Here is a 26991-nt window from a genome sequence, read left to right on the forward strand (position 1 = left end):
CGACATCCGGCATACGACATCCGGCGTCCGGCGTCCGGCACACGAACAGCCCCGCCCCCTCGAACTGCCCGCCCCGGTGGACGAGAATGAAGTGGCCCACCCGGCGGGAGCGCTCACCCGCGAGCGAGGCCGTCCCGCGGGTTCCACGGCGAGTACGCGCACGTCCCCGAGCCCACCGCCGAGGAGTACCGCGGGATCACCGAGGGCCACGGGCACTGACCCGCCCCGACGCCAGAGGGAGGACATCGTGCACGACCGAACCGACCGGCTCGCCGACAGCAGACACCTCCTGCTGACCACCTTCGACGAGGACGGCACCCCGATCGAGTCCCAGCTCTGGGTGGTGCCGGACGGCACCGCGCTCGGGGTCTGGACCCCCGCCCACTCGGGCGAGGCCGAACGGATCCGCCGCCACCCCCGGGTGCTGGTCGGCCCCTGCGACAGCCACGGGCGCCCGACCGGCCGGCCCGTCCCGGCCCGCGCCCGGCTCTGCGACGCCGACGCGACCGCGGGCTACCGCACCTCACTGATCAACAAGTACGGCCTGACGGCGCTCATCGTGCTGGCCCGCAGCCGGTTCCGGGTCGGGCTGGACGGAACGGTCGGGATCCGGATCACCCCGAACGAGCCGGAGCGGCGGCTGGTCGGGCCGGAGTGGCGGCCTCCGGACTCGTACTGCGTCAACTGAGGCGGCCGACGCGGGTGCCGAGCCCTGCGGATGACACCGACGAGCCGGCCGGGTCCGGGGGCTCGGGCCCGACGGCACGGGCCCGGGGATCCCGGGCCCGTGCCGCTCAGCTCCCGTCGTCCGGCGCCCGCGCCAGGTCCTCGGTCTCGCAGGCCTCCCGGCCGGTCCCGACGTGGACGACCTTGACCACCCGCTCGGGGCCGCCGGGCACGACCTGCTGCTCGTGCCCGCAGCGCGGGCAGATCAGCGGGATGCGCGGGCGGGCCGGTTCGGGCGCGGCGGAGCCGCCGCCAGGACGCGGGGCGGTCACGACAGCGGGTGGGTCGGGACCGGGCTGACCTCCTGGATCTCGCCGTGGGCCTTGGTGAGCAGCTGGGAGGCGAGGTCGTTGAGGGCACGGGCCCCCGCGACCTCCTCGCCGACCCGCAGCTGTTCCGGGTCGGAGGGGTGGCGGCTGCTGAAGCCGTGGGCGCGCAGTTCACTCCCGTCGCCGAGCCGGAGCAGGGCGGCGGCGCTGGTGCGCGGACCGTCCTCACGGAACTCCATCTCGATGTGCCAACCGACCAGAGTCTGCATGGCGGATCACCTCCATCGGTTACTCCTCCAGAGTGCGCCGCACCCACCGTTAGCACCAGGCAAGCCGGGTCGGGGCCCGGCGAGGGGGCGAGTTGAACGCGTTCAAGTCGGCGGCGTAGAGTCGGCGGCGAAGCTCATTTGAACACGTTCAAGGGGGGTGTGTCCGCCATGGGAAAGGGCACCACCGAACTGGTGGACCTCCTGGTCCTGCTCGGCATGGGCGCCGTCGTCCCGCTCGGCCTCGCCCTGATCGACGAACCCGGGCTCGCCCGGATCCGCCGGCTCTGGCCGCTGGCCGCCGTACCCGGCGCGCTCTCGCTCTGGCTGCCGCGCGGCGCCCTCGCCACCGGCCCCGCCGTCGTCTACGCGCTGGGCACCCTGGTCATCGCGCTGCACGCGCCGCTGCGGCTGGCCCGCACCCGCTCGCTCGCGCCCGCCGAGATCGCGGTGCTCACCGCGCTCGCCGCGCCCTCGGTGGCGGGGGTCGCCCTCGTCGCCGAACGCTCCGGCTACCCGCTGTTCGGCTTCGAGCCGCACATCCTGGCGCTGACCGTCCCGCACTTCCACTACGCCGGGTTCACCGCCGCCCTGGTCGCCGGGCTGGTCTGCCGGGCCGTCGACCCGGCCTCCACCGCCGCCCGCTGCGCGGCGCTCAGCGTGCCGGCGGGCACCCTGGTGGTCCTGGCCGGCTACTTCCTCGGCAACTGGTGGCAGTTCGCCGGCGCCCTCGTCCTGACCACCGGGATGTGGCTGGTCGGCCTGATCACCTGGCGCGAGCTGCGCCACCGGGCCCACGACACGGCCACCGGCCGCCTGTTCGCCGTCTCCTCGGCCGTCCTCGCGCTCACCATGGTGCTCGCCCTCTGGTGGGCACTCGGCCGGGCCGCCGGACTCCCCCACCCCACCCTGGCCTGGATGGCCGCCACCCACGGCGTCGGCAACGCGCTCGGCTTCGCCCTCTGCGCGCTCCTCGCCTGGCGCCGGCTCGACACCCCGGAGGCCCACCGATGACCGACCTCAGCTACCCCGAACAGGGCGCCAGCACCACCGGCGAACTGCCCGACGGCTACAACCACCTGCGGCACCGGGCGCGGATCGGCCACGGCCGCGCCGCGCTGGAGGTCGCCGGAGCCGCCCTGCTCGGCTGGCGGATGCACCGGCTGGCAGGCGTACGGATCGATACCGAGGCGCAGCGCGCGGCCCCGGGCGTCGCCGTCCACTGCGGGATCGGGGTCGGGCCGCTGCGCGCCGGGGCCCCGAACCGGGTGCTGGCCACCGTCGACGGCCCGGACCGCTACGGGTTCACCTACGGGACGCGGCACGGCCACCTGGCCGCCGGCGAGGAGACCTTCCTGGTCGAGATGGGGCCGGACGGGGCGGTCTGGTTCACCGTCACCGCCTTCAGCCGCCCCGTCGCCTGGTACGCCCGACTGGCCGGACCGCTGCTCCCGCTCGCCCAGCGCGCCTTCGCCCGGCACTGCGGACGGGTGCTGGCGGGGATCGCGGCGGACGCGGCGTAGCGGACGCGGCGTAGCGGACACGGCCGCCGCGGACACGGCGTGAGCGCTGTGGCGGCAGCGGGCCGGGCGCGGGGACAAGCGTCACGACGGCAGCGACGGCAGCCGGCGCGGCGTAAATGCCGCGACCGGCGGTGCCGCCGTCCGGCATCATCGCCCGATGATGCTGATGCAGCCGGTACTGGAGATCCGCTCCCCCGACGGCTTCGCGCTCTGGCCCACGGCCGAGCACGAGGGCTGGGGATACCTGGTGCTGAACGGGGAACTGACGCCCGCCGAGGTGGGCACAGCGGTGTGGCGGCTGGCCGACGTCAACGACGTCGACCCCGAGGAGGACGACGAGCGCGGTCCGCGCCCGGCGGACCCGCTGGGCGCCTTCCTGCACGGGCTGCTCACGATGCCCGACCTCTTCGCGCCCGGCGGGTTCCGGGTGACCGACCCCGCCACCGGCACCGTCTTCACCCCGGGCTGCTGCACCGGCCTGGAGGACTGGCGCGAGTGGACGGCCGTGGTCGAGGGCTCGGGCCCGGCCTGGTTCGGCCACGACCCGGACGCCCGGGTCGAGTGGATCGGCCGGGTCGTCCGGCTCACCCAGGACGACGAGGACGCGGACAGCCCGGTGATCGAGCTGCCGGTGGACGAGCTGCGCCGACTGCTCGCCGGGGCCGAGCGGGACCTGCGCGACTTCCTCGCCCTCGCCGCGCGGTGGGCCGAGCGGCAGCTGCCGGACCGCGCGCCCGCCGTCACCACCGCGCTCGCCCGCGCACTCGCCCTGGAGGCCCCGGCATGACCAGTTTCCACACCCACCGGGCCCGGGTGCACGACACCTCGCTCCCGGTCCACCGGCGGCACAGCGCGCTGCGGACCTGCCTGACCCGCTTCGCCCCGTAAGGCCTGCGGGCGACCTACCACCACCTCACCGTCAGCGCCCGGATGCCGCGGCGCCTGGAGACGGACCCGGACTCGCTGCTGCGTGCGGTGGACGAGCTGCACGAGGCGCGCGAGCTGTGGCGGGCCGGGGCCGAGGAGTACGCGGCGCAGCGCCGGGCGCAGAAGCGGTCCGGGCGACGGACCCGGCCGGTGCCGCCGTGGTGGGACCGCTACCGGTGGGGCCCACTGGAGGCGGCGTGGCACCACGACCCGTTCCTGCACCCCCCGTTGAGCCTGCCCGACTACGTGCGGCGGCGGAACGCCCTGCTGGACGGCGCCGAGCTGCCCGGCTGCCCGGCCTGCGGGGAGGAGGGCCCGGCGGTGCCGGTCCCGACCGGCCACGGCGAGGCCGGGCTGTGCCGGTCCTGCGCCCGGGTGCTGACGCCCTGCCCGTGCGGGCGGTGGCACGGCTTCGAGCCGTCGGTGCGGTACGGCTGGAGCCGGACGTGGCGGCGGGAGCACATGACCGACTCCGGCGAGCCGGATCCGCGGTGGCCCGGCGTCCGGGGCGCGGCCGGGACCGTGCGGCCGGCCGCGCAGCACCCCCGTGCACCCGCCGTCCTGAGTCAGGCGCGGTGGGCGGGGACGGCGAGCAGGACGGCGCCGTTGCCCTGGACGCGCACCTCGAAGTGGTCGATGTCGCCCGGCTGGAGGGCCGTACCGCCGGTGGTGCGCAGCACGCCGCCGTTGCCCCCGTAGCCGCCCGCCGGGATGCGCCAGGTGTTGACCGTCTGCTGTCCGCCGGTGTGCGAGACCGCGACCAGGCTGCAGGTCAACGGGCCCTGGACGCCGGAGAGTTGCATGCTGACCTGGCTGCCCCAGGTGGTGCCGTCGACGCCGACGGTGGCGTGCGCGCCGGTGGTCGGGTCGGTGGCGCTGAACTGCTCGGCCACGGCGACCACGGCGGGGGTGCTGTCCGCGGTGAGCACCGCGGCCGTGACGGCGGGGCCCGCCGCGATCATCGCCGTCGCGGCCAGGGCCAGGACCAGCCGCCGCACCCGGCCCCGCCGCCGGGCGGTACCGACCTCGGCGACCAGCCGGTCCAGGAGCCGCGGGTCCGGCTGCGGGGCGGGCGCGGCCGGGTCCAGCCCGGCGGCCGTCCCGGCGGCCGCGTACTCGGCCAGCAGCGGTTCCACGAAGCCGAGTTCGGCGACCTGCTCGGCGCACTGCGGGCAGTCGGCCAGGTGCTGCTCGAAGGCGGCGCGCTCGGCGGGTTCCAGCAGGCCGAGGACGTAGGCGCCGGCGTCGACGTGCTCCGGGCCGTCGAAGGCGCGGCCGGTCCCGCCGGGCCCGTGGTCCGGGCCGCCGGGCGTGCCGCCCCCGCCGCCGGGAACGCCGTCCGGGCTGCCGGGCACCGGGTCGGGGCGCTTGGTCACGATGTCACTCCCCGTTCCTCCAGCGCGAGCCTGAGCGAGCGCAGTGCGTAGAACACCCGCGACCGCACGGTCCCGGCCGGGATGCCGAGTTCGGCGGCCGCCTCGTTGGCCGTGCGCCCCTTCAGGTAGGTCTCGACGATGATCTCGCGGTGCGCCGGCGAGAGGTCGCCGAGCGCGTCCGCGACGGTCATCATCCGCAGGGCCCGGTCGAGCTCGTCCTCGGCGGGCAGCAGTTCCAGGGCGGCCGCGTCCACCTCGCGGGGCCTGGCCCGGGCGCTGCGGTGCTCGTCGATCACGATCCGCCGGGCGACGGTGACCAGCCAGGGCCGCAGCGAGCCCGCCGCCGGGTCGAGGCGGTCGATGTTGCGCCAGGCGCGGACCAGGGTCTCCTGGACGACGTCCTCGGCCCGCTGGCGGTCGCCGGCGACCAGGTGGAGCACGAAGCCGAAGAGCGGACCGGCGTGCTCGTGGTACAGGGCGCGCATCAGCTCCTCGTCCGACGCCCCCGTGACATGGCCGGCGGTGCCGCCGACGGGGTGCTCCTCGGTCACCACTTCATCGTTGCGCACCCGGGCCTCCCGGTCGAGGACGGTCGGCACCGGTCAGTAACCCGGAGTGCTGGGCATCGGACTGGGGGTCGCCGGGCTCGGGGCGGAGCCGGTGCCGGTGCCCGCCTTGCCGCCGCTCGGGGTCACCGCGAACCAGGTGCCGCCGACGCCCTGGCCCTTGGTGTCGCCGGGCTTGGTGTCCGGCGAGTAGCGGTAGACCGGCCAGCCGTTGACGGTGACCTGCTTGGTCCCGTCGGAACGGGTGACGGTGCCGACGAGCTTGCTGTCGATGCCCTTGACCGTGACGTCGCCGTTGACGTGCTCCGGCGGCCAGATCACGGCGCAGCTGCCGTTGCAGTACGACTCCGGCGGGTTGTTCTCGTCCTGGTCGAAGCGGTACAGCGTGAAGCCGGCACTGTCGGTGACGATGGTGCCCAGCTTGGGGTCGGTGGCGGTCTGCAGGGTCGCACTCGCCGGGGCGCTCTGGCTGCCCGACGTGCTCGGCGCGGCGGACTTGCTCCCGCCGGACGACCCGCAACCGGCGATCAGGGCGGCCACCGCGATGCCGGAGGCGGCCAGCACGGCGGCCCGGCGGGTGCGGGGTTTGCTGGACATGGGTGCCTCCCGCGGTCGGAAACGGACTGGACACCCTTCTGTACGTCCGGTGCCGACCGGCTGCTCAATGCCGGCGCCCGGACGCCCGGGGAAGGCCGGACGCCCGCGGAACCGCCCACGGAATACCGTGTCGGGTGGCGCCGTTGTGGCGGGCACACGGTCTGTACCGCGGCCTCCGGAAGGGAAGGAAGCGCAAGATGAGCAGCACGGTCGAACTGACCAAGGAGAACTTCGACGACATCGTCCCCGGCCCGGAGGGCAAGGACTTCGTCTTCATCGACTTCTGGGCCGGCTGGTGCGGTCCCTGCCGCCAGTTCGCCCCGGTGTACGAGAAGGCGGCCGAGCGCCACTCGGACCTGGTCTTCGCCAAGGTGGACACCGAGGCGCAGCAGGAGCTGGCCGCCGCGTTCGGTATCCAGTCGATCCCGACGCTGGCGATCATCCGTGAGGGCGTGCTCGTCTTCTCGCAGGCCGGTGCGCTGCCGGAGGCGGTGTTCGAGGACCTGATCGGCCAGGCCCGCGGGCTGGACATGGTCGAGGTGAAGCGCAAGGTCGCCGAGGAGCAGGCGGCCGGCGGCCAGGCCTGAGGCCGGGCCGGTCGGCGAGGGCCCGGGGAGCGGTGTCCCCCGGGCCCTCGCCGCACCCGCGGCCCGCCCGATCCGGCGACGCCCGTCGCGCTCCGCCACGCCCGTCCCGATCCGCTCCTAGAGTCGTGTCAGCGGCCCCCACCGGGGTCTCCGCGGAGGTACCACCGACGAAGGAGTGATCGCCATGAGCACGTTCGTACTGGTCCCCGGATTCTGGCTCGGCGCCTGGGCGTGGGACGACGTGGCCGCGCCGCTGCGCGCCGCCGGGCACCGCGTCCACCCGGTCAGCCTGCCCGGGGTGGCCGAACGCGCGGTCGAGTCCGGTGGGTTCGGACTGGAGGACCACATCGCCGACCTGGCCGACCTGCTGGTCCGCGAGGACCTGTGGGAGGTCGTGCTGGTCGCCCACAGCGGCGCCGCCGCCCCGGTGGGCGGGCTGGCCGACCGGATGCCGGAGCGGATCCGCCGGGTGGTCTACCTGGACAGCCGCCCGATGCCCGACGGCTCCTCGGTCTACGACCTCTGGCAGCCCGGGTTCCGCGAGGAGGCCGACGCCACGGTGACGGACGGCCGACTGCCGATGCCGCCCTGGGACTTCCTGTCCTCCCAGGGGGCCGGCCTGGACGGCCTGGACGAGGCCGCGCTGGCCCGGATCCGGGCGCGGGCCACCCCGCACCCGGAGGGCGCGTTCCGGGACCGGCTGCGGCTGACCGGCGCCGGGGACGCGCTGCCGCAGGCGATGGTGTTCTGCTCCTTCCCGCTCGCCACGGTGCGCGCGCTGATCGACTCCGGGGATCCGGGCTTCGCCGCGCTCGCCGGGCCGAACTGGGAGCTGCGCGAACTGCCCACCGGGCACTGGCCGATGTTCTCCCGCCCGGCCGACACGGCGGCGGTGCTCGTGGAACTCGCCGCGCTCTGAGACCGCCCGGCCGTCCCCCGCGCGCCCCGGTGCTGTCCCCTGCGCGCACGGATGTGTCCCGTGCGCGTCCTGGGCGTGTCCGTCCGTCGCGCGGGCGCGCCCGGCCCGGCAGGATGGGCCCCACACCGTACCCGAGCGGAGAGCGACCCCATGAGCGAGCAGCCCGGCCGTACCGAACCACCCGCCGCCGGGCCCGAGTTCCGGCGGGTCACCACCGCCCTGGTCACCGGGAGCGCCGCCGACGCGCCGTACCACGTGGACGTCAGGGCCGGCACCCACCCGCTGACCTCCGACGAGCCCGCGCGGCGCGGCGGCTCGGACAGCGGGCCGGAGCCGTTCGCGCTGCTGCTCGCCTCGCTCGGCTCCTGCACCGCGATCACCCTGCGGATGTACGCCGACCGCAAGAAGTGGCCGCTGGAGACGGTCCGGGTCAGGCTCGGGTACGAGACCGACGGCAGCCGGGGCCGGATCTCCCGCCGGGTCGCCCTGACCGGCGGCCTGGACGGGGACCAGCGCGCCCGGCTGCTCGACATCTGCGAACGCACGCCGGTCACCCTCGCCCTGCGGGCCGGGATGGCCATCGAGACGACGGAGGACCGGGCATGACCAGCACCGCCGAGGAGTACGACGTCATCGTCCTGGGGGCCGGCCCGACCGGCGAGAACGTGGCGGACCGCACCGTCGCCGCCGGTCTGCGCACGGTGATCGTGGAGGCCGAGCTGGTCGGCGGCGAGTGCTCCTACTGGGCCTGCATGCCGAGCAAGGCGCTGCTGCGCCCGGTGGCGGCGCTGACCGACGCCCGCGCGGTGGCCGGCTCCCGGGAGGCGGTCGGCGACGGCCGGCTGGACCCGGCCGCGGTGCTGGCCCGGCGGGACTCCTTCACCTCGCACTGGAAGGACGACGGCCAGGTGAAGTGGCTGCGGGACACCGGCATCGACCTGGTCCGCGGCCACGGCCGACTGGCCGGGGAGCGGACGGTGACGGTGGAGGCCGAGGACGGCAGCGAGCGGGTGCTCACCGCCCGGCACGCCGTCGTGGTGTGCACCGGCAGCCGTCCGGTGCTGCCCGGACACGTGCCGGGGCTGGCCGAGGCCGCGCCGTGGACCAACCGGGAGGCCACCGGCTCGTCGGCCGTCCCCGGGCGGCTGGCAGTGGTCGGTGGCGGCGTGGTCGGGGTCGAGATGGCCACCGCCTGGCGGGCGCTCGGTTCCGAGGTGGTGCTGCTGGTGCGCGGCGGGGGGCTGCTGCCGCGGATGGAGCCGTTCGCGGGCGAGCTGGTCGCCGAGGGCCTGCGCGGGGCCGGGGTGGACGTCCGCTTCGGCGTCGAGGTCGCCGCGGTGGAACGGACGGACGGCTCCGGGCCGGTGACCCTGACGCTCAAGGACGGCGGGGAGCTGACCGTCGACGAGGTGCTGTACGCGACCGGCCGGGCCCCGCGCAGCGCCGACATCGGGATGGAGCAGGTCGGGCTGAAGCCGGGCGGCTGGCTGGAGGTGGACGACAGCTGCGCGGTGCTCGGGGTGGACGGCGAGTGGCTGTACGCCGCCGGGGACGTCAACCACCGGGCGCTGCTCACCCACCAGGGCAAGTACCAGGCCCGGATCGCGGGCGCGGCGATCGCCGCCCGCGCCCAGGGGCGCCCGTTGGACACCGCGCGCTGGGGCGCGCACGCTGCGTCCGCCGACCTCGCGGGCGCGCCGCAGGTGGTGTTCACCCAACCGGAGGTCGCCGCCGTCGGCCTGACGCTGGCCGCCGCCGAGGAGGCCGGGCTGCGGGTCAAGAGCGTCGACCACGACCTCGGCGCCGTCGCCGGGGCCTCGCTGTACGGCGACGACTACCGCGGCCGGGCCCGGGTGGTCTTCGACCTGGACCGCCAGGTGCTGGTCGGCGCCTGCCTGGTCGGCCCCGGGGTGGCCGAGCTGCTGCACTCGGCGACCGTCGCGGTGGTCGGCGAGGTGCCGATCGACCGGCTCTGGCACGCGGTGCCCGCGTACCCGACGATCAGTGAGGTCTGGCTGCGGCTGCTGGAGGGCTGCCGGGGGTAGCCCTCCGGACGGACCGACGGACGACGGGTGAACAGACGGACAGGTGAACGGACCGCCGGGCGAACGGACGGCCTTCCGGGTGATCGGCGCGGCGAGGTGTGACCACCGGTGGACGGCGGGACACTGGCAGTCGGGGACCGTCCCGGGGGGCCGTGCTCGTGGACCAGGTGGTGTGAGGCATGACCGAGGTGCTGTTGGCCGTCGGAACCGAGAAGGGCCTCTTTCTCGGCCGCAGCCGCGACCGGCTGACGTGGGAGTTCAGCGGGCCGCACTTCCCGATGAACGCGATCTACTCCGTCTCCGTCGACCGCCGGGAGGGCCGCACCAGGATCCTGGTCGGCGCCGACAGCAGCCACTGGGGCCCGTCCGTCTGGCGCTCCGACGACCTCGGCGCGCACTGGTACGAGCCGCCGCAGCCGGCCATCCGCTTCCCGGAGTCCACCGGCGCCTCGCTCACCCGGGTCTGGCAGCTGCAGCCCGCCGGAGCGGAGGCCCCCGGTGTCGTCTACGCCGGCACCGAGCCCGCCGCGCTGTTCCGCTCCACCGACGGCGGCGAGACCTTCGCGCTGGTCGAGTCGCTCTGGGAGCACCCCCAGCGGCCGCAGTGGGGCGCCGGCTACGGCGGCCAGGGCCTGCACACCGTCCTCACCGACCCGCGCGACCCGCAACGGCTGCTGGTCGCCGTCTCCAGCGGCGGCGTCTACCGCAGCAAGGACGGCGGCGACAGCTGGGAGCCCTCCAACACCGGGCTGCGCGCGGAGTTCTTCCCGCAGGAGCGCCAGTACCCCGAGTTCGGCCAGTGCGTGCACAAGATCGCCCCGGACCCGGTCCACCACGACCGGCTCTACCTGCAGAACCACGGCGGCGTCTACCGCAGCGACGACTGGGGCGGCAGCTGGCGCTCGATCGTCGACGGGCTGCCCGCCGAGTTCGGCTTCGCCGTGGCCGCCCACCCGCGCCGCGGCGACACCGCGTACCTCTTCCCGCTCGGCGGCTCCGACGACCGCATCCCGCCCGGCCGCCGCTGCCGGGTCTTCCGCACCACCGACGGCGGCAACAGCTGGCAGCAGCTCGCGGCGGGCCTGCCCGGCGAGGACCACTACGGCATCGTGCTGCGCGACGCCCTGCGCACCGACGACGCCGACCCGGCCGGGATCTACTTCGGCAACCGGACCGGCGACGTGTACGGCAGCCGGGACGAGGGCGAGAGCTGGTCGCTGCTGAAGTCCCACCTGCCGGACGTGCTCTGCGTCCGCGCGGCGGTGGTGGCCTGACCCGTCCTCGGACCCGCCGCGGGACCCGCCGCGTGACCCGCCGCCACACCTGCCGCCGGGTCACCGACCACCTGATCACCGGCCGCCGGAAAACCGCTTGCCCGGGCGCCGCGCTCCGACGAGCATGGGCCGCCGACGAACGATCCCGCGGGAACACGCGAAAGGGGTGGGCCGTGGCGGAGGCCGACTGGGTGGTCAGGCACGACGGCGAGGGCACTCCGGTGCTGCGCTACCAGCCGGGCGAGCGGGCGGGCCGGCCCTGGGCCGACCTGCTGGAGGTGCTGGACGGGTCGGTGGACGCGGCCGGGTACATCCGCGCCGAGCTGCCCGGGTGGGTGGTCTCCGGCAGCCCCGAACTCGGGCGGCGACTGGTCGCGGACGGTGCGACGGTGCTGCGGCACGCCCACACCTTCCGGCGGGACCTGCGCGCCGATCCCCCGCCCGCCGACTGGGCCGGGGCGCCACTGCGCGAGGGCCTGCGGGCGGCGCCCTGCGACCGGGCGCCCGAGGAACTGTTCGAGGCCTGGCGGGCCGCCTTCGGTCCCGGGCACGTCGACCACTTCCCGGGCGACGACGCGCAGGCGCTCTCCGAGCGGCTCGCCCTGCTGCTCGCCGGGAACGCCATCGGCCCGGTCCTGCCGTCCAGCGTGCTCGCCGTGGACGCGGAGGACCGCGTGGTCGCCGGGTTGGTCCTGACCGACCGCGACGGCCTGCCGTGGGTCGGCGACGTCTTCCGCCACCCCCATCGCGGCTACCGCGGCCTCGGCGCCGACCTGCTGCGCCTGACGGTCGCGGACGCCGCCGCCCGCGGCCTCGCCGACGTGCACCTGGTGGTGACCGAGGGCAACCCGGCCCGCCGCGTCTACGAGGCGCTGGGCTTCCGCCTGAAGGACACCACGCTGACGGTGATCGTGCCCGACGCCGGCTGAGCCCCCGGACCCGCCCGGCCAAGGAACGGCTACGGCTACGGCCACGGCCACGGCCGGACGGGTTCCGATGTCGACGGCTCCGCGGGGGCGTCACCCCGGCCCGCGCGCACCGACGTCACGGGGCGGGCCGGTGCCCGCCCTCGATCCGGGCGCCGCGCACCACGATCATGGTCAGGCCGACGGCGACCAGCAGCTCCGCCCAGAAGAAGGCCGCGTAGTCCAGCACCGAACCGATCGGCGGGCTGCCGGGCGCGGCGTTGCGCATGCCGACCAGGGCGAACAGCGTGGCCGCCATCCAGCCGAGGGCGGGCCAGACGATCCCGCGCCGCTGCCGCACGATCAGCCAGGCCGCCACCAGGACGGACAGCGCCAGCGCCCACATCGCCGCCATCATGAACCAGGCCAGGATGAAGGTGCTGCGCGAACGGCTGATCCGCTCGGTCACGGCGACGGCGCCGCCCTCGCTCTGCCGGGACTCCTGGGCGAAGGCGAAGAACGGGTCGGCCTCCTCGATCGCGACCACCACCGGGGCGGGCCGCCCGCCGATGGTGGCCCGGAAGCCGATCAGGGCGTGGTAGCGGTCGAACGGGTAGTCGGTGACCCGCCCGCCGTACAGGTCGAACGCCACCGTGCCGGTGGCGATCTGCTGGCCGGCCGGGTACCTGAGCGCGGTCTGCTCCAGCGAGGTGGTCTCCAGCAGCACGTCCTGCGCCGGGACCAGCGGGTTGCCGTTCATCTCCAGGGCGCCGTACGCCCGGACCAGGACCCTCGTGGTGAGCGTCTGCGCGGCCGCGTCGACCCGCTGGAGCAGCACGTGCACCTCCAGGTGGTCAGGTCCGGGGGCGGTGCCCACCACCTGGGTGCGGCCCCGGCTCGACCGCTCGTCGAGGTAGAACAGCAGCCCGGCGACGACGAGCAGCACGATGGCCGTCGCCACCGCGTACGCGCTCCAGGGCCTGACCTTCGGCCGGGTGGCGCCGACGGCCCGCTCCCGCGTGCGGACGCGCACGCGAGGCCGGGCGCCGGGACGGGGTGACCGGGTGGCCCGGCGCTGCGGCGTGCTCATCGACCTGCTCCCACGGTCGGCGGCGGCACCGAACGCCGCCCGTCCCGCCAGCCTCGGCACCGCACCACCCGCCCCGCAAGCCCGGACGGCCGATCGGGGCCCGGTGGACACGCGGGAAACCGGCTGGTCGGAGGTGGTGTGTAGGCTCAACGGTCATGGCGAGGGTGACACGGGACGATGTGGCGCGGGCGGCGGGGACGTCCACGGCCGTGGTGAGTTATGTGATCAACGACGGGCCGCGGCCGGTGGCACCGGCGACCCGGGCACGGGTGCTCGCGGCGGTCGAGGAGCTCGGCTACCGGCCCAACCGGGTCGCCCAGGCGATGGCGCGGCGGCGGACCGACCTGCTCGGGATGGTCGTGCCGGACGCCCGTCAGCCGTTCTTCGCCGGGCTCGCGCACGCCGTCGAACAGGCCGCCGCCGACCACGGCCGGCTGCTGCTGATCGGCAACTCCGACTACGCCGACGAACGCGAGGCGCACTACATCCGCGCCTTCCTCGGGATGCAGGTGGACGGCCTGATCCTGGTCACCCAGGACCCGGCCACCCCCGGACTGACCGGCTTCGACGTGGCCGACGGCACCCCGGTCGTGCTGCTGCACCACCGCGCGGAGAGCGCCAACGGCGTCGCCGTGGTCGCGGACGACGAGGGCGGCGCCCGCGAGGTGGTCCGCCACCTGCTCGGGCACGGGCACGCCGAGGTGCACTGCTTCGGCGGCACCCTGGCGCTCAGCCCGCACGACCCGGTCACCGCGCGGACGGCCGGCTGGGCCGCCGCGCTGGAGGAGGCCGGGCTGCCCGTCGAGGGGCGGCTCGCCCCGGCGCCGTTCGACCGCGTCCGGGCGCACGCCGAGGCGCTCGCCCTGCTGGCCCGCCCCGACCGGCCGTCCGCCGTGTTCTGCGCGACGGACGACCAGGCGATCGGCCTGCTGCGGGCCGCCGACGACCTGGGGATCCGGGTGCCGGAGGACCTCGCGGTGGCCGGCTTCGACGACATCGCCGAGGCGGTGATCGCCGGGCCGGCGCTGACCACCGTCACCACCGCGCAGGACGAGATGGCCCGCGCCGCACTGGAGCTCGTCCTCGGCGGGCCCGAGAGCCGCGCCGCCGGCGCCCGGACGTTCCCGGCCCGGCTCGTGGTGCGGCGCTCGTGCGGCTGCCCGGCGCCGGACCGGTCGGCCTCGGCCCGAGCCTCGGCCTGACGCCGTCCCGCCCCCGGCCGGGCGTCGGTTCAGCCGGAAGCCGGGCGTCAGTTCAGCCGGAAGCCGGGCGTCAGTTCAGCCGGAACGTGGCCTCGACCGGGTAGTGGTCGCTGGGCGCGAGGGTGTCGAGCTGCCCCGGCGTCCAGCCCGCCTGCGGGTCGAAGTCGACCTTCACCGTCGACATCCCGGCCGGCACCGGGCGGCCCGGGGCGTTGAGGTAGCCGATGTAGTCGAGGTCGTCCCGGTAGTCCTTGGGGAACGTCTCGACGCCCGACATGTACTGGCACCAGGCGGAGACCGAGCAGTCCATGGTGGTCAGGTTCTGGCCCGGGTCGGTGGCCGGGGTGCCGAGCACGCCGTTCACCGCGTTCTGGGCGTTGGCGTAGTCGCCGCGGCCCTGCCCGTGGACGTACTCGACGTTGAGGTCGCCGCCGATCAGCACCGGGGCGCTGCTGCCGACGATCCCGTCCACCCAGGCGCGGATCTCGGCGAGCTGGCCGAGCCGGGTGGCCTGGGTGGTGTCGGTGGAGACGTCCGACTCGTCGGCCTGCAGGTGGGTGCCGACCACCCAGGCGGTGCTGCCGTTCTTGGTCACCTTGACCAGGGCCGCGCCCTTGTCCGCGTGGTAGTCCCAGGTGCCGTACGTCGAGTTGGCGAAGACGTGGGCGTACTGGGCGGCGATCGGGTACTTGGAGAGGATCATCGTGCCGCCGTTGATGACGAACCACGAGCTGGAGCAGTTGCCGCTGATCCCGGTCCAGCCGCCGCCGGAGCAGGTGCCGCCGACCACCGGGGTGCGGTACGGGTAGAGGTCGGCCAGCTTGGCGTTGATGTCGGCGGTCGAGCTGTTGTTGAACTGCTCGTCCAGGATGACGACATCGGCGTTGTGCTGACGGACGATCTGCTCGATGACCGGGGTGCGGCGGGCGGCCTGCTCGTTCTGGGTGCTGTCGACGACGGCGGTGCCGAGGTCCACGTTGAAGGCGAAGACGGACAGCGTGGTGGGGCTCGCCGGGGCACCGGCGTTGGCGACCGGGGCGGTGCCGCCGAGCAGCAGTGCGGCGGCGGCCGCCGAGGTGAGGGCGGTGGCCGTGCGACGCGAGAGCATGGGCGTTCTCCTGGGTTCGTCTACCCTGCGGGGCCCGGTGCCGGGGTGACCGGCATCGGGGATGGCGGAGGAACGCTAGCTACCGACCGGTACGTCGGGGAGAACGCCAGGAGATCAGTTCCGGCCGATCATGTGGCCATGAGATGTCTGTACAGCTCTGGGCGGGTGGGCGACAAGATGTCTGTACACCCTCGCACTACCGCGAAACCGCCCGCCCGCCCCGCCCGAACGACCTTCAGCCGTCGAGAAGTTCGTCCGCGAGCAGGTCCATCAGCAGGTTGTCGTGCCAGGTGCCGTCCGAACCGCGCTCGTACTGGCGCATGGTGCCGACCGGGCGGAAGCCGACCTTGGCGTAGCAGCGGATCGCGGCCAGGTTGTCCGCGGCCGGGTCGATCACCAGCCGGTGGTAGTGGTGGTCGTGCACCAGGTACCGGGCCATGGTGCGCACCGCGTCCGTCCCCAGGCCCAGGCCGTGCACCGTCGGGTCGAGGTAGAGGTCCATCCCGGCGTGCCGGTACTCGTCGTCGTTGTTGGCGTACCACTGGATGGCGCCGACCACCTGGCCGCCCAGGTCGATCGCGAAGGTCTCCGTGTCGGGCGATTCCAGGTCGTTGGCCACCTCGGCCGGCAGGTCGTCACCGCCCCGCCAGCGGGCGAACACCTCGGGCGTGCCGCGGATGGCCGCCAGGGCCGGGATGTCGTCGGTGGTGGCCGGTCGCAGCGTGACCAGGGCGCCGTGCAGAATCGTCCCCATATGGGGCATGTTGGCACGGAAACCCGGCTCCGGCGAGCGCTTTTACCGCATTGCCCGCACCCACCGCGACCAGGGATGATGCTCCGCCGTGACATACCTCATCCTCGGCCTGCTGATCGTCGGCGGGTACGCCGCCGTCCTCAGGGTCCGGCAGACGAAGGCCCGGAACTGGGCGCTGACCGGGTTCGACGCGCCCGCGTACGGCCTGACCCCCCGCGACCGGCTCGACCCGCGCCGCGCCGGTCCGCCGCCGCCCCCGCACCGCCGCCGGGAGTCCCAGGCGGTGGCCGATGCCGCCTGGGCCGGGAACTGGAAGCCGGCCGCCGCGCACGTCGAGGCCGCCGGACAGGACTGGGACGAGCGCTGGTCGCGGCTCGAACTGCTGGACTCCGTCGCCGACCGCGACGAGGGCTGGCTGAAGGCCTGGCGCGCGGCCGACCCGGGCAACTGCGACGCGGCCGCCCTGGAGGCCCTCCGGATGGTGCACGCGGCCTGGGCGATCCGCGGCTCCGGGTACGCGCACGAGGTGCCCGAGGAGGACATGCGGGCCTTCCGGGCCATGCTGCCCGCGGCCGTCGGGGCCGCGAGACGGGCCGCCCTGCTGGACCCGGCCAACCCGGCCCCCTGGGTGGTCATGGTGAGCGCCGCACGCGGCGCGCGGTACACGCCCGAGCAGTTCGAGGAACTGTGGCGCGGACTGGTCGAGCGGGCACCCTTCCACTACGCGGGCCACTGGCAGGGCCTGCAGTACTGGTGCGCCAAGTGGTTCGGCTCGGACAAGAAGATGCTGGCCTTCGCCAAGCGGGCGATGAAGGACGCCCCGGCCGGCAGCCCGCTGCCCGGCCTCTACCTGCACGCGCTGCACGAGCTGGAGCTGCGCGGGACCCTCGGCACGACGCTGGACGGCGAGCTGGGCAAGCAACCGGTGCGGAAGGTCGCGGCCGCGCTGGCGCAGGTCCGCCCCGACGACGACCGGCTCCCGCTGCTGCGGCACCGGCTCGCGTACTACGCGGGCAAAGCCGGGCTGCACGGCATCGCGCTGGAGCAGTTCCGGGCGATCGGACCGTGGTGCGGCTGCCCGCCGTGGACCGACACCGACGACCCGGCGCTGGCCTTCCACCTCGCCCGCGGCGCCGCCGTCCGGCTCTCCGGCGCCCGGCCGCTGCCGCCGGAGCTGCGGCCCAAGGCGGCGCAGGAGTAGGGCGGCTCGGGCGTAGGACGGCCCGGGCGTAGGACGGCCCGGGCGCAGGGCGGGCACGGCGGGCGCAGCGGCAGGGCGCGCGGCAGGAGGGCGGGGCGGCGCTACGCGGTGGGGTGCGCCGGGTCGCCGAGGGGGCCGAGCCAGACGGCGGTGACGGCACTGACGTAGCGGGCGCCGCAGTGGTCGTCCGGGACGACGAGCTGCGGGCCGACGGCGTCCAGCGGGGCGCCGTCCATGCTGGTGGCCAGCAGGATCCGCCGGCCGCCGAAGTCCGGGTCGATCTCGGCCCAGGAGACCACCGCCCGGTGGCCGTCGGCGCCGACCACGGAGAGCAGGAAGCGCAGCCGCTGCTTGCGACCGGAGAAGTCGATCCGGGGCCGGGCCCCGCGCAGCACGTCCAGCAGCGCCGGGCCCTCGTAGCCGTGCCGCTGCTCGCCCTCCGTCCGGCAGTCGAAGCTGACCTCGACCCGGTGCGCGGGCAGCGCCCGCAGCTGGTCGACGGTCAGCTCGGCGGGCCGGTCGAGGTGGCCGTGCAGCCGGACGGTGGGTCTCGCCGGGGTCATGGTGCTCCCTCCTCCCGGACCGCTGCGCCGCGGCCCGGGAGAAGGGCTACCCGAGCGGCCATCCTGTCATTCGCACATGCCGGGCTGAATGCCACTATTCAGTCGCAACTGCGATGGTTCGGCACCCGTACGGCCCGCATCTGCACTCAGGCCCGGTCGGACCCGGCGCCCGGCGGACGTACCGCACGTCGCCCGGGGCGCAGCCGATCAGGACCCGGTGCTCGCCCTCCCGGCACCGCCTCCCGCCACCGCCTCCGGAGCGCCGGAAGATTTCTTCGCGGCGGGTGTCGATCCGGCGGCGACCCGTTCGACGCCAGGGGTGAGAGGCGGGGAGAGGCCCCGCCCGACCCACCGAGGAGTCACCGTGCCGCGCTTCATGACACTGATCCGGATCAACGAGCAGGACCGCGCCGACTGGGAGTCGGACCCGGAGTTCGACCAGCGGATGGGGGCCCTGTTCCAGGAGATCACCCAGGCCGGGGTGATGCTGGAGACCGCCACGCTCACCCCGACCGCCGAGGGCACCCGGGTGACCTGGCACGGCGGGAAGGTCGGCCACACCGACGGGCCGTTCACCGAGACCAAGGAGGTCATCGGCGGCTACGCCGTCCTGCAGTGCAAGGACCACGCCGAGGCCCTGGAGTGGACCCGGCGCTTCCTCCAGGCCCACTCGGTGAAGTGGAACGTCGAGGCCGAGGTCCGGCAGATCGCCGACCAGCCGGCGCAGTAGCGGCGGGAACGACCGTGCCCGTGCCCGTGGTTGCCTCCCGCCCCGCCGGCTGCTCTGATGGGTGGCCGTGACGGAGAGGGCTGCAGCGAACGGGACGGCGGAGGCGGCCGTCGAGACGGTGTTCCGGATCGAGTCCGCCCGGATCATCGCCGGGGTCGCCCGGATCGTCCGGGACGTGGGCATCGCCGAGGAGCTGGCGCAGGACGCGCTGGTGGCCGCGCTTGAGCGGTGGCCGCAGGAGGGTGTCCCGGACAATCCGGGTGCCTGGCTGACGGCCACCGCCAAGCACCGGGCGATCGACCTGGTCCGCCGCCGGGAGGTCTACGCCCGCAAGCTCGCCGAGGTGGGGCGGTCGTTGGAGGACGTGCCGCCCCCGGAGCCGGCCGAACCCGACGGCATCGACGACGACCTCCTGCGGCTGATCTTCACCGCCTGCCACCCGGTGCTGTCGGCGGAGGCACGGATCGCGCTCACCCTCCGGTTGCTCGGCGGGCTGGCCACCCCGGAGATCGCCCGCGCCTTCCTGGTGCCCGAGCCGACGGTGGCGCAGCGGATCGTCCGGGCGAAGCGGGCGCTGGCCAAGGCGTCGGTGCCGTTCGAGGTGCCGTACGGGGAGGACCGGGCGCAGCGTCTGTCGTCGGTGCTGGAGGTCATCTACCTGATCTTCAACGAGGGGTACTCGGCGACCGAGGGGGGCGACCTGCTCCGCCCCCAGCTGTGCGAGGACGCGCTGCGGCTGGCCCGGGTGCTGGCCGCGCTGATGCCGGCCGAGCCGGAGGTGCACGGGCTGGCCGCGCTGCTGGAGTTCCAGGCCTCGCGCACGGCCGCCCGGACCGCGGCGGACGGCCGGCCGGTGCTGCTGGCGGACCAGAACCGGGCGCGCTGGGACGGGCTGCTGATCCGGCGCGGCTTCGACGCCCTGCAGCGGGCGGGCACCGGGCCGTACTCGGTGCAGGCCGCGATCGCCGCGTGCCACGCGAAGGCGCGGCGCTACGCGGACACCGACTGGGCGACGATCGCCGCCCTGTACGAGCGGCTGCTGGCGCTGTCGCCGTCCCCGGTGGTGGCGCTGAACCGGGCGGTGGCGGTGTCGATGGCCGAGGGCCCGGCCGCCGCGCTGGAAGCGGTGGACGCGTTGGCGGCGGAGCCGGCGCTGCGCGGCTACCACCTGCTGCCGAGCGTCCGGGGTGATCTGCTGGCCCGGCTGGGGAGGGCGGCGGAGGCCCGGGCGGAGTTCGAGCGGGCGGCGGGGCTGACCCGCAACGAACGGGAGCGGGAGCTGCTGCGGGAGCGGGCCGCCGCGCTCGGAGGGGGCCAGGCCTGAGCCGGCTCGGAGCGTGGGCTGGAGGGGCCGGCGCGGGCGGGCCGGCTCGGGCGCGGGCGGGCCGGCTCGGGCGCGGGCGGGCCCGCGCGTCCCTAGGGCGTCTCGTCCAGGCGGAGCCGGGCGCTGACCTCCCCGAGGCCCTCGGCGAGGACGGCCAGCTGCTCGCGGCTGAGCACGTCGATCAGCAGCTCGCGGACCAGGGCGACGTGCCCGGGTGCGGCCTGGCGCAGCATCTCCCGCCCCTGGTCGGTGAGTTCGGCGAAGACCCCGCGCACGTCGCTGGGGCAGGAGCGGCGGGCGACCAGGCCCGTCCGCTCCAGCTGGGTGACCTGGTAGGTCAGGCCGCTCTTGGAGGTGACGAGCTTGTCGGCGAGTTCGGTCATCCGCAGCGAGTCGCCGGGGGCGGCGGACAGGTGCACCAGAATCTCGTACTGCTGGTGCGAGAGGCCGGAGTCCTCCTTGAGCTGGCGCTCCAGCCGGCGGTTGAGCAGGTTGCTCGCGGTGACGAAGCCCCGCCAGGCGGCCATCTCGTCCGGGTCCAGCCAGCGGGGTTCGTTCAGTGGGGGCATGGGGCCAAGCCTACTCCTGTTGTTCAAATTCGAACGAAGGTGTACCGTCGGTCGGAGTAGAGGTTCAAATTTGAACTATCAGTGGATGAACAGTCCGAGGAGGACGCCATGAGCGCCGCGGCCGCCGAGCGCATGCCCGCCCTGTACCTGTCGCACGGCGCTCCGCCGCTGGCCGACGACCCGGTCTGGCCGGGCGAACTGGCCGCCTGGTCCGCCGACCTGCCGCGGCCCAAGGCCGTCCTGATGGTCTCCGCCCACTGGGAGGAGGCGCCGCTCGCCCTCGGAGCCGTCACCACCCTCCCGCTGGTCTACGACTTCTGGGGCTTCCCCGAGCACTACTACCGGGTCCGGTACGCCGCCCCCGGCGCGCCGGAGCTCGCCGAGCGCGTGCGCAAGCTGCTGCGCGCCCCCGGGACGCCCGTCCAGGACATCCCCGACCGCGGGCTCGACCACGGCGCGTACGTCCCACTGGTGGAGATGTACCCCGAGGCCGACGTCCCGGTGCTCCAGGTCTCGCTGCCCACCCTCGACCCGCAGCGGCTGCTGGAGATCGGCCGCAAGCTCGCCCCGCTGCGCGACGAGGGCGTGCTGATCGTCGGCAGCGGCTTCTTCACCCACAACCTGCGGGCGCTCAGCAGCGACGGCCGGGTCACCTCGGTGATGGCCGAGTTCGACGACTGGGGCCGGCGCGCCCTGGAGGCCCACGACCTGGACGCGCTGCTCGACTTCGAGCACAAGGCCCCCGCCGGGCGCCTGGCCCACCCGCGCACCGAGCACTTCGCCCCACTGTTCGTCACCCTCGGCGCCGGCGAGGCCGACCTCGGCAGTCAGCGCAGCGTCATCGACGGGTTCTGGATGGGGCTGGCCAAGCGCTCGATCCAGCTGGGCTGAACCCCGCACCGGAAGCAGCCGAGGCACGTGGCCGGGTCGGCCACGTGCCTCGGCTGCGTCCCGCGCTTACGCGTCGCCGGTGGCGGCGCGCTCCGTCCGGCTCCGCTCCACGCAGAACTCGTTGCCCTCCGGGTCCGCCAGGGTGATCCAGCCGGTGCCGTCCGGCCTGCGGTGGTCGGCCAGCACGGTGGCGCCCAGGGCGACCAGCCGCTCCGCCTCCTCGTCCCGGCTGCGGTCCTGCGGCTGCAGGTCGAGGTGGACCCGGTTCTTCACCGACTTGCCGTCGGGCACCCGGATGAACAGCAGCGAGGCGCCGGCCGACTCCACCACCGCCTCCTCGTCGCCCGGGTTGTCGTCCTCGCCGAGGGTGCCCTCCAACGCTTGGGCCCAGAAGCCGGCCAGGGTGTGCGGGTCGGCGCAATCGATCGTCACATGTCGTACCAGGGAAGCCATCCGCCTACTCTGACCCGCTCCGCTCGGATCCGTCCAGCCGTTTCCGGGAGTGCCGGTGGCCGTCCAGCGGGTAGGGCGGGAACGCCGGGACGATCTCCGTGAACGCGTAGCCGCTCTTCTCCGCGACCCGGCAGGAGGCGTGGTTGTCGCCCTCGTGCAGCAGGTCGATCCGGCGCAGGCCGTCCTCGGCGAAGGCGGCGAACGCCCAGGCGGTGAGGCCCTCCACCGCGCGCGGGGCCACCCCCCGGCCGCGCGCCGGGCCCGCCGTCCAGTACCCCACCTCGGCCGTCACCCCGCCCGGGGTGCCGCGCTTGAGCACGACGGTGCCGACCAGCTCGCCGGCGTCCACGACGGCGAAGGCGTACCGGGTGCCGGCCGCCCGGCCCTCGTGCTGCAGACCCATCCAGTGCGCGGCCTGCTCGGCGTCGTCCACCGGGGTGCGGGTGAAGCGGCGCAGGGTTTCGTCCCGGTAGGCCTCGACCAGGGCCGGCGCGTCGGTGTCCTCGAAGGGGCGCAGCAGCAGGCCGTCGGCCGTCGGGTGGGCGGCGACGGTCACTTCTCCAGCCCCTCCCAGCTCCAGCGCGGGGTCGGGCCGGGATCGCCCAGGTCGGTGCCGGCCGGGGAGGCGGAGACGTCCTCGGCGATCTTCGTGCCCCAGTCGAAGTACTCCAGCACCCGGCGGCGCAGCAGTTCGTCCGCCGGCAGCTCCCGGTCGACGGCCTCGGCCATCAGCCCCATCCAGCGCAGCCGCTGCTCCTCGGTGATCGCCAGGCCCAGGTGGGCGCGCAACAGGGCCTGGTGGCCGCCGAGTTCGTCGGTGAAGGCGGTCGGGCCGCCGAAGATCTCGGCCAGCCAGACCGCGACGTGCTCGATGTGGGTGGGGGTGAAGTCGGCGAAGACCGGCGCGAGCAGCGGGTCGGCGAGGACGCCCCGGTAGAAGGTGTGACTGAGGCGGCGCAGCGCGTCGATGCCGCCGACGGCCTGGTAGAGGGTGTCGGGCCGTTGGTCGCTCATGGATGTGCTCCCCGTGGGTGGTTGGCCGTGCGTTGCGACCTTCCTAGCAGGCGGCGGCCCGGACGCCCGGCCGGCGGGCGCGTTGTTCGCGTCGGGCTCAGCAAGCGGACGGCGGCGCTCCTCTCCCCCGCCGCTCGACCCCGGCCCGCCGCCGCTTGACGCCGGTCCTCGGCCCGCCGCCGCTTGACGCCGGTCCTCGGCCCCCGGCGCTTGACCCTGACGCCTGCGGCAGGGTCGCAGGCTTGCCGCATGGACACTGTGAACGCAGCAGAGGACCGGGTCGTCGTGGTCACCGGAGCCGGGACGGGCATCGGACGGGAGACCGCGCGGGCCTTCGCGGCCGAGGGGGCGCGGGTGCTCGCCGTCGGGCGGCGGCCGGAGCCGCTGGCGGAGACGGCGACCGCGCACCCGTCCCTGATCGAGCCGTTCACCGCCGACCTGACCGGCCCGGACGCGCCGGAGACGATCGTCGGGGCCGCGCTGGAGCGGTTCGGCCGACTGGACGTCCTGGTCAACAACGCCGGGATCGTCCGGAGCGGCCAGGGCCTCGGCGGCTACGACCGGCCGGGGATCGAGGAACTGCTGGCCACCAACCTGGTCGCCCCGGTGCTGCTCGGGCAGGCCGCGCTGCCGGCCCTGGCCGACAGCCGGGGCGTGATCGTCAACGTCAGCACCGCCGTCGGACAGCGCGGCTGGCCCGCCAACGCGGTGTACGCGGCGAGCAAGGCCGCACTGGAGACCGTCACCCGCAGCTGGGCGGTGGAGCTGGCGCCGCGCGGGATCCGGGTGGCGGCCGTGGCACCCGGCGCCGTCGACACCCCGATCGCCGACCATTCGGGGTACGACCCCGAGCGGCGGGCGGCCATCCGGACGTGGCAGATCGAGCACACCCCGCTGGGCCGGATCGGCCGGCCCGCCGAGGTGGCCTGGGCGATCGTGCAACTCGCCTCGCCGCAGGCCTCGTTCGTGACCGGCGTAGTGTTGTCCGTCGACGGGGGCGCCCTGGTGGGCTGACCAGTGGGACGGACGGAGAGGGCCGTACGGGTGCGGATCGGCGAGCTGGCGCGGGCGACGGGGGCGACCGTCCGGGCGCTGCGGCACTACGAGCAGGCGGGGCTGATCGACTCCGCGCGCGAGCCGAACGGCTACCGCGACTACGGGGAGTCCGCGGTCGTCCGGGTGCGCAACATCCGTGCGCTGGTGGGCGCCGGGCTCACCCTGGAGGACCTCCGGCCGCTGCTGGGGTGCCTGGACGGCGACGTGCTGGCGAACCGGCCGTCCGAACGGGTGCTGGCGATCGCCCGGGAGCGGCTGTCGGTGCTGGAACGCCGGATCGCCGCCCAGACCGAGGCGCGGGACCGACTGGCGGCGGCCCTCGCCGCGGCGCTCCCCACGGCGGTTCCGGCCGCTCCCGAGGCGGTTCCGGCGGCGCTCACGACAACGCTCCCGACGGCACCCCCGATGGCGCTCCCGACGGCTCCTGCGGCGGACGGGAGTGCTGCGGAAGGGTGACACCCCCGATCGGGGGTGTGCACGGGGCGCACGGGAGAGGACAGTGAGCGCATGCAGATTCCACTCTCCGTGATGGACTTCATCGACCGGGCCGAGCTGGTCTACGGCGACCGGGTCGGCATCGTCGACGAACCGGTCCAGCCGGCCGAATCCTGGGGCGAGCTGACCTACCGCCGGGTCGCCGAACTCGCCCGCGCCCAGGCGGCCGGCCTGGACCGGCTCGGCGTCGGGCCGGGCGAGCGGGTCGCGATCGTCTCGCACAACTCGGCACGACTGCTCACCTCCTTCTTCGGGGTGAGCGGGTACGGCCGGGTGCTGGTGCCGGTGAACTTCCGGCTGAAGGCCGAGGAGGTGTCGTACATCGTCGAGCAGAGCGGCGCCTCCGTCCTGCTGGTCGACCCCGAACTCGCCGACGCGCTGGACGGGGTGGTGGCCGATCACAAGTTCGTGCTCGGCGCGGACAGCGACGCCCTGCTGTACGACTTCGACAACTCCCCCCGGCGCTACGCGATGTCCGAGAACGACACCGCCACCATCAACTACACCAGCGGAACCACCGCCCGCCCCAAGGGCGTTCAGCTCACCCACCGCAACGTCTGGCTGAACGCGACCCTGATGGGCCTGCACTACGGCGCCAACGACCGCGACGTCTACCTGCACACCCTGCCGATGTTCCACGCCAACGGCTGGGGCCTGCCGTTCTCCCTCACCGGGCTCGGCGCCCGGCACATCGTGCTGCGCAAGGTGGACGGCGCGGAGATCCTGCGCCGGGTCGAGCGGCACGGAGTGACCTTCCTGTCCGGCGCGCCCGCCGTGGTCCAGATGGTGCTGGACGCGGCCGCCGACTGGGACGGCCCGGTGCCCGGCCGGGACCGGGTGCGGATGATCGTGGCCGGCGCCCCGCCGCCGACCTCGGTGGTGCAGCAGGTCGAGGAGGAGCTGGGCTGGGAGTTCATGCAGCTCTACGGCCTGACCGAGACCGCGCCCATCGTCACGGTGAACCGCTCGCGGGCCGAGTGGGACGCGCTGCCGGCCGCCGAGCGGGCCGAGAAGCTGGTGCAGGCCGGCGCACCCGCGCTCGGCACCCGGCTGCGGGTCGACGACGAGGGCGAGGTGCTGGTGCGCTCCAACACCGTGCTGGACGGCTACTGGCGGCAGCCGGAGGCGACCGCCGAGGCGCTGCGGGACGAGTGGTTCCACACCGGCGACGGCGGCACCCTCGTGGACGGCCAACTGGCCATCTCGGACCGGAAGAAGGACGTCATCATCAGCGGCGGGGAGAACGTCTCCTCGATCGAGGTGGAGGACTGCCTGTACGACCACCCGGCCGTCGCCGAGGCGGCGGTGATCGGGGTGCCGGACGAGAAGTGGGGCGAGACGGTGAAGGCGCTGGTCGTCCTCCGCGAGGGCCACGGACCGGTCGTCGAGGCCGAGTTGATCGCGCACTGCAAGCAGCGGCTGGCCGGCTACAAGTCGCCCACCACGGTGGAGTTCCGGGACTCACTGCCGCGCACCGCCACCGGGAAGCTGCAGAAGTTCCGGCTGCGCGAGCCGTACTGGACCGGGCGGGAGCGCCGGGTCAACTGACCGCGGCTCGGGCAGGCGGCCCGGCCGGGCGGTGCGGGCGGACTGTTCGGGCGGGCTCAGTCCACCAGGCCCGACTCCCGTGCCGCCAGCGCGAGTTCGGTCCGATTGCGGACGCCGAGCTTGTGCATCGCGGACTTGAGGTAGCCGGTCACGGTGTTGCACGTCAGGCCCAGTCGGGCGGCGATCTCCGGGTTGGTCCGGCCGGTCGCCGCCCAGCGCAGCACCTCGTGCTCGCGCGGGGTCAACGGCCGTACGGGGGCGGTCGGTCGGCCCGGCTCCGGTCGGCCCTGATCCGGTCGGGCTGCCGCGCGGCTCCAGGCGGCCGCCCCGGCCAGGGCCCGGGCCGCGGCCCGGGCCAGCGCGCCGACGGCGGAGATCCGAACGTCCCCGAACGGCACGACGGCACGCACCGAGGCGTACACCACGCCGTGCACGGTGCCGCCGTCCATCAGCGGGACGGTGAGCATCGCGTACAGGTCCTCGGCGGCCACGGCCGCGTCGTAGTGGTGCGAAATGGTCGTCGCCGCACGGTAGTCGGGCACCCAGGTGGGCGCGCGCTCGGCGAGCGCGCGGCCGCCGAGGCCGAGGCCAGCCGGGACGGCCACGTCGTGCAGCAGGTCCGCCCGGGTGCCGGCCCAGTGGCGCAGCACCATGCCGTCGTCGCCCTTCCGCAGCCCGGGCAGCGGCTCCGGCACCCCGACCAGCCCGACGTCCGCGCCGCACTCCGCCACCACCCGCCGGGCGAGGTCGCCGAGGACGGCGTCCCGCACCAGCTCGGCAGCCCGGCGGGCGACTTCGACCTCGCCGGGTCGCACAGTATCCGATCGCACGGCATCCGATCGCACGGCATCCGGTCGCGCGGCAACGTCGGACCGCACGGCGGCACCGGGTCTCACGACCCCGCCGGATCGCGCGGCAGCGTCACCGGCTCGCGCAGCTTGGGAAGTGTCCGCGCTTTTCATCGCGCGATTCTCACACGCGCCGCGGCCGGTGGCGAGAGTCCTGACGTGCGT

Annotated in this window: 32 protein-coding genes; 18 read left to right on the forward strand and 14 right to left on the reverse strand. The window is 74.9% G+C overall.

Annotated elements, in window-relative coordinates; translation table 11 throughout:
• Window positions 1–247: 247 nt before the first annotated feature.
• Window positions 248–688, forward strand: coding sequence for a PPOX class F420-dependent oxidoreductase (locus ABT048_RS28010; protein WP_350524298.1), 441 nt, complete (start codon window positions 248–250; stop codon window positions 686–688).
• Between the two features lie 106 nt (window positions 689–794).
• On the opposite strand, the gene ABT048_RS28015 is transcribed toward ABT048_RS28010, so the two are convergent.
• Entirely contained in the window at window positions 795–998 is a 204-nt protein-coding gene (locus ABT048_RS28015) for a hypothetical protein (protein ID WP_350524299.1), read from the reverse strand.
• On the reverse strand, window positions 995–1264 hold the full coding sequence (locus tag ABT048_RS28020) for a DUF1876 domain-containing protein (RefSeq protein ID WP_350524300.1): 270 nt from the start codon (window positions 1262–1264) through the stop codon (window positions 995–997). Before ABT048_RS28020 ends, ABT048_RS28015 begins: the two co-directional genes overlap by 4 nt.
• A gap of 168 nt (window positions 1265–1432) precedes the next feature.
• Here ABT048_RS28020 and ABT048_RS28025 point away from each other — a divergent pair, with 168 nt between their 5' ends.
• The 3 genes from ABT048_RS28025 (at window position 1433) to ABT048_RS28035 (ending at window position 3571) form a co-directional block, all read left to right on the forward strand.
• Window positions 1433–2275: a YndJ family protein gene (locus tag ABT048_RS28025; RefSeq protein WP_350524301.1), complete on the forward strand. Its 843-nt coding sequence runs from the start codon at window positions 1433–1435 to the stop codon at window positions 2273–2275.
• The gene (locus ABT048_RS28030; protein ID WP_350524302.1) at window positions 2272–2784 is read left to right on the forward strand and encodes a DUF1990 domain-containing protein; all 513 of its coding nucleotides are present in this window, start codon (window positions 2272–2274) and stop codon (window positions 2782–2784) included. Before ABT048_RS28025 ends, ABT048_RS28030 begins: the two co-directional genes overlap by 4 nt.
• A 157-nt stretch (window positions 2785–2941) precedes the next feature.
• Entirely contained in the window at window positions 2942–3571 is a 630-nt protein-coding gene (locus ABT048_RS28035; protein ID WP_350524303.1) for a hypothetical protein, read from the forward strand.
• Window positions 3572–4277: 706 nt separating this feature from the next.
• On the opposite strand, the gene ABT048_RS28040 is transcribed toward ABT048_RS28035, so the two are convergent.
• The 3 genes from ABT048_RS28040 to ABT048_RS28050 are packed head-to-tail and all read right to left on the reverse strand — an operon-like array spanning window position 4278 to window position 6250.
• The gene (locus tag ABT048_RS28040) at window positions 4278–5087 is read right to left on the reverse strand and encodes an anti-sigma factor family protein (RefSeq protein ID WP_350524304.1); all 810 of its coding nucleotides are present in this window, start codon (window positions 5085–5087) and stop codon (window positions 4278–4280) included.
• Window positions 5084–5656, reverse strand: a complete 573-nt coding sequence (locus tag ABT048_RS28045; RefSeq protein WP_402806890.1) for a sigma-70 family RNA polymerase sigma factor — start codon at window positions 5654–5656, stop codon at window positions 5084–5086. Before ABT048_RS28045 ends, ABT048_RS28040 begins: the two co-directional genes overlap by 4 nt.
• A gap of 33 nt (window positions 5657–5689) precedes the next feature.
• Window positions 5690–6250, reverse strand: coding sequence for a hypothetical protein (locus tag ABT048_RS28050; protein ID WP_350524305.1), 561 nt, complete (start codon window positions 6248–6250; stop codon window positions 5690–5692).
• A gap of 161 nt (window positions 6251–6411) precedes the next feature.
• Here ABT048_RS28050 and ABT048_RS28055 point away from each other — a divergent pair, with 161 nt between their 5' ends.
• The 6 genes from ABT048_RS28055 to ABT048_RS28080 all read left to right on the forward strand — a co-directional run bounded on the left by ABT048_RS28055 (window position 6412) and on the right by ABT048_RS28080 (window position 12004).
• Window positions 6412–6837 (forward strand): thioredoxin family protein, encoded by a 426-nt coding sequence (locus tag ABT048_RS28055; RefSeq protein WP_502894088.1) that lies wholly within the window; start codon window positions 6412–6414, stop codon window positions 6835–6837.
• Between the two features lie 184 nt (window positions 6838–7021).
• Window positions 7022–7756, forward strand: a complete 735-nt coding sequence (locus tag ABT048_RS28060; RefSeq protein ID WP_350524307.1) for an alpha/beta fold hydrolase — start codon at window positions 7022–7024, stop codon at window positions 7754–7756.
• A gap of 150 nt (window positions 7757–7906) precedes the next feature.
• Window positions 7907–8362 (forward strand): OsmC family protein, encoded by a 456-nt coding sequence (locus ABT048_RS28065; RefSeq protein WP_350524308.1) that lies wholly within the window; start codon window positions 7907–7909, stop codon window positions 8360–8362.
• Window positions 8359–9801 (forward strand): dihydrolipoyl dehydrogenase family protein, encoded by a 1443-nt coding sequence (locus tag ABT048_RS28070; protein ID WP_350524309.1) that lies wholly within the window; start codon window positions 8359–8361, stop codon window positions 9799–9801. Before ABT048_RS28065 ends, ABT048_RS28070 begins: the two co-directional genes overlap by 4 nt.
• Window positions 9802–9980: 179 nt before the next feature.
• Entirely contained in the window at window positions 9981–11075 is a 1095-nt protein-coding gene (locus tag ABT048_RS28075) for a WD40/YVTN/BNR-like repeat-containing protein (protein ID WP_350524310.1), read from the forward strand.
• Between the two features lie 173 nt (window positions 11076–11248).
• Complete coding sequence (locus tag ABT048_RS28080; RefSeq protein WP_350524311.1) at window positions 11249–12004, forward strand: GNAT family N-acetyltransferase; 756 nt, start codon at window positions 11249–11251, stop codon at window positions 12002–12004.
• A gap of 115 nt (window positions 12005–12119) precedes the next feature.
• Here ABT048_RS28080 and ABT048_RS28085 read toward each other — a convergent pair whose 3' ends face one another.
• Complete coding sequence (locus tag ABT048_RS28085) at window positions 12120–13070, reverse strand: DUF8686 domain-containing protein (protein WP_350524312.1); 951 nt, start codon at window positions 13068–13070, stop codon at window positions 12120–12122.
• 155 nt (window positions 13071–13225) lie between these two features.
• Here ABT048_RS28085 and ABT048_RS28090 point away from each other — a divergent pair, with 155 nt between their 5' ends.
• A complete protein-coding gene (locus ABT048_RS28090) occupies window positions 13226–14272 on the forward strand; it encodes a LacI family DNA-binding transcriptional regulator (protein ID WP_350524313.1) in 1047 nt (348 codons plus the stop codon).
• A 70-nt stretch (window positions 14273–14342) separates the two neighbouring features.
• On the opposite strand, the gene ABT048_RS28095 is transcribed toward ABT048_RS28090, so the two are convergent.
• A complete protein-coding gene (locus ABT048_RS28095) occupies window positions 14343–15380 on the reverse strand; it encodes a sphingomyelin phosphodiesterase (protein WP_350524314.1) in 1038 nt (345 codons plus the stop codon).
• 235 nt (window positions 15381–15615) lie between these two features.
• Complete coding sequence (locus tag ABT048_RS28100) at window positions 15616–16134, reverse strand: GNAT family N-acetyltransferase (RefSeq protein WP_350524315.1); 519 nt, start codon at window positions 16132–16134, stop codon at window positions 15616–15618.
• An 88-nt stretch (window positions 16135–16222) separates the two neighbouring features.
• On the opposite strand from ABT048_RS28100, the gene ABT048_RS28105 reads away from it, so the two are divergent.
• A complete protein-coding gene (locus tag ABT048_RS28105; RefSeq protein WP_350524316.1) occupies window positions 16223–17335 on the forward strand; it encodes a hypothetical protein in 1113 nt (370 codons plus the stop codon).
• A gap of 101 nt (window positions 17336–17436) precedes the next feature.
• On the opposite strand, the gene ABT048_RS28110 is transcribed toward ABT048_RS28105, so the two are convergent.
• Window positions 17437–17898 (reverse strand): molybdopterin-dependent oxidoreductase, encoded by a 462-nt coding sequence (locus tag ABT048_RS28110; protein ID WP_350524317.1) that lies wholly within the window; start codon window positions 17896–17898, stop codon window positions 17437–17439.
• Window positions 17899–18262: 364 nt separating this feature from the next.
• Here ABT048_RS28110 and ABT048_RS28115 point away from each other — a divergent pair, with 364 nt between their 5' ends.
• Window positions 18263–18628: a YciI family protein gene (locus ABT048_RS28115; RefSeq protein WP_350524318.1), complete on the forward strand. Its 366-nt coding sequence runs from the start codon at window positions 18263–18265 to the stop codon at window positions 18626–18628.
• A gap of 67 nt (window positions 18629–18695) precedes the next feature.
• Window positions 18696–19952 carry an RNA polymerase sigma factor gene (locus ABT048_RS28120; protein WP_502894087.1) on the forward strand — a complete coding sequence of 419 codons (1257 nt, stop codon included), beginning with the start codon at window positions 18696–18698 and terminating at the stop codon, window positions 19950–19952.
• Window positions 19953–20044: 92 nt separating this feature from the next.
• Here ABT048_RS28120 and ABT048_RS28125 read toward each other — a convergent pair whose 3' ends face one another.
• On the reverse strand, window positions 20045–20512 hold the full coding sequence (locus tag ABT048_RS28125) for a MarR family winged helix-turn-helix transcriptional regulator (protein ID WP_350524386.1): 468 nt from the start codon (window positions 20510–20512) through the stop codon (window positions 20045–20047).
• A 117-nt stretch (window positions 20513–20629) separates the two neighbouring features.
• Here ABT048_RS28125 and ABT048_RS28130 point away from each other — a divergent pair, with 117 nt between their 5' ends.
• A complete protein-coding gene (locus ABT048_RS28130; protein WP_350524320.1) occupies window positions 20630–21412 on the forward strand; it encodes a dioxygenase family protein in 783 nt (260 codons plus the stop codon).
• Between the two features lie 66 nt (window positions 21413–21478).
• Here the strand turns inward: ABT048_RS28130 and ABT048_RS28135 are convergent, their stop codons facing one another.
• Genes ABT048_RS28135 through ABT048_RS28145 form a run of 3 tightly spaced genes read right to left on the reverse strand, consistent with a single transcriptional unit; the run spans window position 21479 to window position 22879 of the window.
• Window positions 21479–21865, reverse strand: coding sequence for a VOC family protein (locus ABT048_RS28135; protein WP_350524321.1), 387 nt, complete (start codon window positions 21863–21865; stop codon window positions 21479–21481).
• Window positions 21866–21869: 4 nt separating this feature from the next.
• On the reverse strand, window positions 21870–22421 hold the full coding sequence (locus tag ABT048_RS28140) for a GNAT family N-acetyltransferase (RefSeq protein ID WP_350524322.1): 552 nt from the start codon (window positions 22419–22421) through the stop codon (window positions 21870–21872).
• Window positions 22418–22879: a group II truncated hemoglobin gene (locus ABT048_RS28145; RefSeq protein ID WP_350524323.1), complete on the reverse strand. Its 462-nt coding sequence runs from the start codon at window positions 22877–22879 to the stop codon at window positions 22418–22420. The genes ABT048_RS28140 and ABT048_RS28145 overlap by 4 nt, the downstream gene beginning before the upstream one ends.
• Window positions 22880–23128: 249 nt before the next feature.
• Here ABT048_RS28145 and ABT048_RS28150 point away from each other — a divergent pair, with 249 nt between their 5' ends.
• Genes ABT048_RS28150 through ABT048_RS28160 form a run of 3 tightly spaced genes read left to right on the forward strand, consistent with a single transcriptional unit; the run spans window position 23129 to window position 25978 of the window.
• Entirely contained in the window at window positions 23129–23893 is a 765-nt protein-coding gene (locus tag ABT048_RS28150; protein ID WP_350524324.1) for an SDR family NAD(P)-dependent oxidoreductase, read from the forward strand.
• 3 nt (window positions 23894–23896) lie between these two features.
• Window positions 23897–24391 (forward strand): MerR family transcriptional regulator, encoded by a 495-nt coding sequence (locus ABT048_RS28155; protein WP_402806860.1) that lies wholly within the window; start codon window positions 23897–23899, stop codon window positions 24389–24391.
• A 51-nt stretch (window positions 24392–24442) separates the two neighbouring features.
• Window positions 24443–25978, forward strand: a complete 1536-nt coding sequence (locus ABT048_RS28160) for an AMP-binding protein (RefSeq protein ID WP_350524325.1) — start codon at window positions 24443–24445, stop codon at window positions 25976–25978.
• Window positions 25979–26034: 56 nt separating this feature from the next.
• Here the strand turns inward: ABT048_RS28160 and ABT048_RS28165 are convergent, their stop codons facing one another.
• The gene (locus ABT048_RS28165; protein WP_350524326.1) at window positions 26035–26793 is read right to left on the reverse strand and encodes a helix-turn-helix transcriptional regulator; all 759 of its coding nucleotides are present in this window, start codon (window positions 26791–26793) and stop codon (window positions 26035–26037) included.
• Window positions 26794–26991 lie beyond the last annotated feature (198 nt).

The organism is Kitasatospora sp. NPDC096140, from assembly GCF_040303045.1.
Lineage (GTDB): Bacteria > Actinomycetota > Actinomycetes > Streptomycetales > Streptomycetaceae > Kitasatospora.